The 4,087-nt window shown below is 49.4% G+C and carries 4 protein-coding genes; 2 read left to right on the forward strand and 2 right to left on the reverse strand.

Annotation, left to right across the window (positions count from 1 at the left end):
* Nucleotides 1-379: NfeD family protein (locus tag BZG83_RS15945; RefSeq protein WP_077482023.1), on the forward strand; the 379-nt coding region annotated here is incomplete at its 5' end.
* 337 nt (nt 380-716) lie between these two features.
* On the opposite strand, the gene BZG83_RS16920 is transcribed toward BZG83_RS15945, so the two are convergent.
* The gene (locus BZG83_RS16920; protein ID WP_167370411.1) at nt 717-890 is read right to left on the reverse strand and encodes a hypothetical protein; all 174 of its coding nucleotides are present in this window, start codon (nt 888-890) and stop codon (nt 717-719) included.
* Between the two features lie 268 nt (nt 891-1,158).
* On the opposite strand from BZG83_RS16920, the gene metC reads away from it, so the two are divergent.
* The gene (gene metC, locus BZG83_RS15955; RefSeq protein ID WP_077482025.1) at nt 1,159-2,355 is read left to right on the forward strand and encodes a cystathionine beta-lyase; all 1,197 of its coding nucleotides are present in this window, start codon (nt 1,159-1,161) and stop codon (nt 2,353-2,355) included.
* 49 nt (nt 2,356-2,404) lie between these two features.
* Here the strand turns inward: metC and BZG83_RS15960 are convergent, their stop codons facing one another.
* Nucleotides 2,405-4,003 carry a methyl-accepting chemotaxis protein gene (locus tag BZG83_RS15960; RefSeq protein WP_077482027.1) on the reverse strand — a complete coding sequence of 533 codons (1,599 nt, stop codon included), beginning with the start codon at nt 4,001-4,003 and terminating at the stop codon, nt 2,405-2,407.
* Between the last annotated feature and the right edge of the window lie 84 nt (nt 4,004-4,087).

The raw sequence follows: 4,087 nt of genomic DNA on the forward strand, positions 1-4,087 counted from the left end.
GGTTGCTGCGGTGCTGGCGGGTCTTTTGGCGATGCTCGGCGTGCTGCCGGAAACTGTGACCGTGATGTTTAGCGCAACCGGGATTGGCGCTGGATTGTTAACCGCCGCGCTGTGGCAGCCGCTAAAGCGGCTGCAACGTGGTGCACGCAGCCCTGATAACAAGCACAGTGACTTTATTGGTTTGACGCTGACATTGACTGAGCCGTTAACGTCGGCACATCCAGCGACAATTAAGTATTCGGGTGTGGCGTGGCAGTTAGTGCTTAGTGGCAGCTGTAATGATGCTAGCTTGCAAGCAGGCGACAAAGTGCGAGTGGTCGGTGTTGATGTCGGTCGCTTTACGGTCGAGCCAGTCGGCGAAGCGGAGTCGAGCCACTAGGCGTTGTTTGCCATTCTGGTTTAATTGAGCCAAATAAAAAGCTCGGGCACCATGTCCCGAGCTTTTTTGCGTTATACGCGCTATGCCTAGCTAACCGAGTGCCTCGATAAGTGGAGGCGCTGTATTTAGGCTTTTTTCAGCTGTTTTTTCAGCTTTTTCAATTTGCTTTCTTGTTTAGCAACTTTTGCTTTGGTCTTTTTGATCGATTTTTTCAGATCTTTCTTTGATGCTTTAGCCATCGGTTTTCTCCTTTCGTTGTCATTGCCGGTGTTTTCGCCACCGCAATACGGCTTCAATGCCGTGGACAGGTGCCGGCAAGTTGCACCTAAAACTGTGATTATGAGCTCTTTTTTTCTTCGTGTTCTTTTAAAAATTGTTTGATAAAYCGACGGATCTCTCTAGCAGCTGACGTGTCGAGATCCTCGCATTTTGACAAGAAGGCATCGCGTTGCTCACTATTAATACGAATGAGTAACTGACTGTCTTTTTTGCTTTTTTCTTTTTTTGTCATCTGCATTTGCCTATCGTTTGGATATACAATGTATATACACTTTCTACGCTTTTCCACCTGGCGTGCTTAATTTGTGATCTGTTTAGTGATCTAAATAGTTATTTTCATACAACTCGACATTGTAGCCGCGGGGTTTCGTCATCCATGCCATAAATAATAAGGAGACGTGCGATTGAACCTATTTAAATAGATGGCTAAATGGCTTTACTGCTAAAGAAATAATGCTTAGGGTAAGGTATCTATGGAGCAAATATTTGGGTAAGGAATTATGGAAAAAAAATACCTGAGCACGCAATTGATTCACGCGGGGCGCGACAAACGTTATACCCAACAAGGTGTGAACCCTGTGATCCAGCGTGCTTCCTCCATCGTTTTTGACACGCTCGCCGACAAAAAACATGCAATTGCGCATCGACACCAGCACACCTTGTTTTACGGCCGCCGTGGCACCCAGACGCATTTTGCCCTGCAAGATGCGATGACAGAGCTCGAACAAGGTGAAGGATGTGCGTTGTTTCCGTGTGGCGCTGCCGCCATTGCCAACAGTATCTTGGCATTTGTGAAAACGGGCGACCATATTCTGGTGACAGGCTCGGCTTACGAGCCCACACAAGACTTTTGCCAAACTATCCTTGCCGATATGCAGATTGAGACTGAGTTTTTCGATCCGCTTGAAGGGGTCCAAATCGCTGAGCGTATTCGGCCTAATACCCGGATTGTGTTTCTCGAGTCGCCTGGGTCGTACACCATGGAAGTCCATGATACGCCAGCCATGGTGCAAGCGATTCGCGCCAAAGCGCCAGAGGCAATCATTATGATGGATAACACCTGGGCTGCTGGCGTTTTATATCAGCCTTTAACACATGGGGTCGATATTTCGATTCAATCCGGCACCAAGTATATTATTGGCCACTCTGATCATATGCTCGGCACCGCGGTGGCAAATCGTCGCTGTTGGCCGCAGCTACGAGAACGTGCCTATTTGATGGGACAAACCATTGATGCCGAGACGGCGTATCAAGCGGCAAGAGGGTTGCGTACCCTAGGGGTGCGTCTGAAGCAACATCAACAAAGTGCTCTACAGATTGCGCAATGGCTAAAAGAGCAGCCGGAAGTCGCGCATGTCCTTCACCCTGCGTTTTCTGATTGCCCCGGACATGTCTTTTTTGAGCGAGACTTTTCTGGGAGTAATGGCTTGTTTTCGTTTGTTTTTGACCAAAGACTTACCGATGCACAGCTGGAAGCGTTCTGTGATCACTTACAGCACTTTAGCATGGCGTACTCATGGGGTGGGTTTGAGTCGTTGCTGTTGACCAATCAACCTGAACAACTCAACCGTATTCGTCCTGCCGGTAAGGTGAGTTTCAGTGGCACCTTAGTCCGTGTGCACATTGGTTTAGAAGCGGTAGAGGATTTGATCACTGACTTAGCAGCAGGCTTTGAACGCATTAAAGCGGCCCAGTAAAAGCTGATAAGCCACCTTAAGTAAATGAAGGTGGCTTTTTGATGTCGGTTTAAGTCTGAAACTGGTCGGTTWGCGTGGTGAGTGCACTCGATTGATGACTCAACTGGCCACTGACGTCGCTGGTGGTATTGATGGCTTCAGTGAGCGATTGGCTGCCTTGCTTAAGCGCAYGTCGGCCAGCAGTGAGGTGTTCAATTTCCTTGTGCTGTGAGGCCAATGCGGCTTCTACCTCGGCGCTCAATTGTTCTAAGCCTTGGAATGTGGCATGCATATCACTGAGAAAGCCTTGAAGACGAACGCTGGCTTGCTGGTTGGAGGCACTGGCCGTTTGTGTTTCTGTGAGCAGTGAACTGGCGGTATCAACTTGTCCTAAGAGATCGTTAATCCAATTGCGAATATCACCGGTCGATTGTGCCGTACGCTGTGACAGGCCTCGGACCTCATCGGCAACGACCGCAAACCCTCGGCCATGCTCGCCGGCACGCGCGGCCTCAATGGCTGCATTTAATGCCAGTAGGTTAGTTTGCTCCGCAATCCCTTCAATCRCATCCATGACCCCTGCAATTTGCTCACTGGTTTGTTTCAGTGTTGCCATGGTTGACGATACCTTCTCCACGATACCCACACTGTGTGCGATAGCGGCGTCGGTAGTCCGCATTTGTTGCTGGATCTCGTCGTTATCGTGCGACACTTTGCTAATGTACTCGCGCGTATCATGAATGGCACTGGCAATGTTTGTGGTGGCACTTTCCATGACGGTGAGAGATTGGGCGACGTCGTCGACTTGACGACGGGTCTGCTGGTTAATCTGTGCGACTTGTTTGCTTTGGGTATCGAGCGTGTCAGATTGACCATCTAATTCGGCGGTTCGCGATTGAATGTCAGTGACAAAATGCGAGAACTTGTCGAGTAAGTTATTAGAGGCCCGCGCGACTGCACTGACCTCATCACTGTACCGATCGGTGAGGCGGGTACTCAGATCGGAGCGCTGGTCAATATCTGTTAAGGCATTAGCGATATGATCCAAGCGAACCACCACAGTTTTGCGCAACCATGTCATCAATACCAATGCCAAGAGTAAGGTGGCGCCACAACCAATATACACGGTATGCGCTTGTTGGTTTAGAAAGGTGATCAGCCCGCTTGCAGAGTGTTTCGCATGAGATTGCCTTTCGGCCAGCTTCTCGTTGATAGCGAGCAGCATAGGATCAACGGCCGGATACATATCAAAGTCGACTAACCTCCCCGCATCATAGAAGCTTTTGGCAGCGATGGTTTTTTCTAGCTGGACGAGATAGTCATCGAATGCCTGTTTATCGGCTTGATGTTTCGCGCGCCAGGTTGCGAGCGACGGAGAGCGAGAGAGTGCTTGCCAGCTTTGCTGATAGTCTTGATGGAGTTGTTCAAACTGCGGCTGAATTTCATTCCAGAACAATAACTGTGCTTTGATTTTTTGCGATAAGTTGACCAAGTTGCGGTGATCGCGTTCCAGCGCGAGCAACGCCCAGACTTCAGGCAGCTGTTGATTGACATATTCTGAAGAGGCTTGCGCAGAGCGGGATGAAATCCACAGCGATAAGCTTCCTAGCCCAATCGTGGATGCAATGAAGAGGGAAAATGCGATTAACAGTCGCTGTCGTACACTCATGTTGTTTCCTACCAACTACTCATGTTCGGATGAGGGGCAGGTTAGGCAGCGACTGTTGCAGGGGAATGACACCTGTCTCAATAG

It is taken from the genome of Salinivibrio sp. PR919 (genome assembly GCF_001995355.1).
Classification (GTDB): Bacteria; Pseudomonadota; Gammaproteobacteria; order Enterobacterales; family Vibrionaceae; genus Salinivibrio; species Salinivibrio proteolyticus.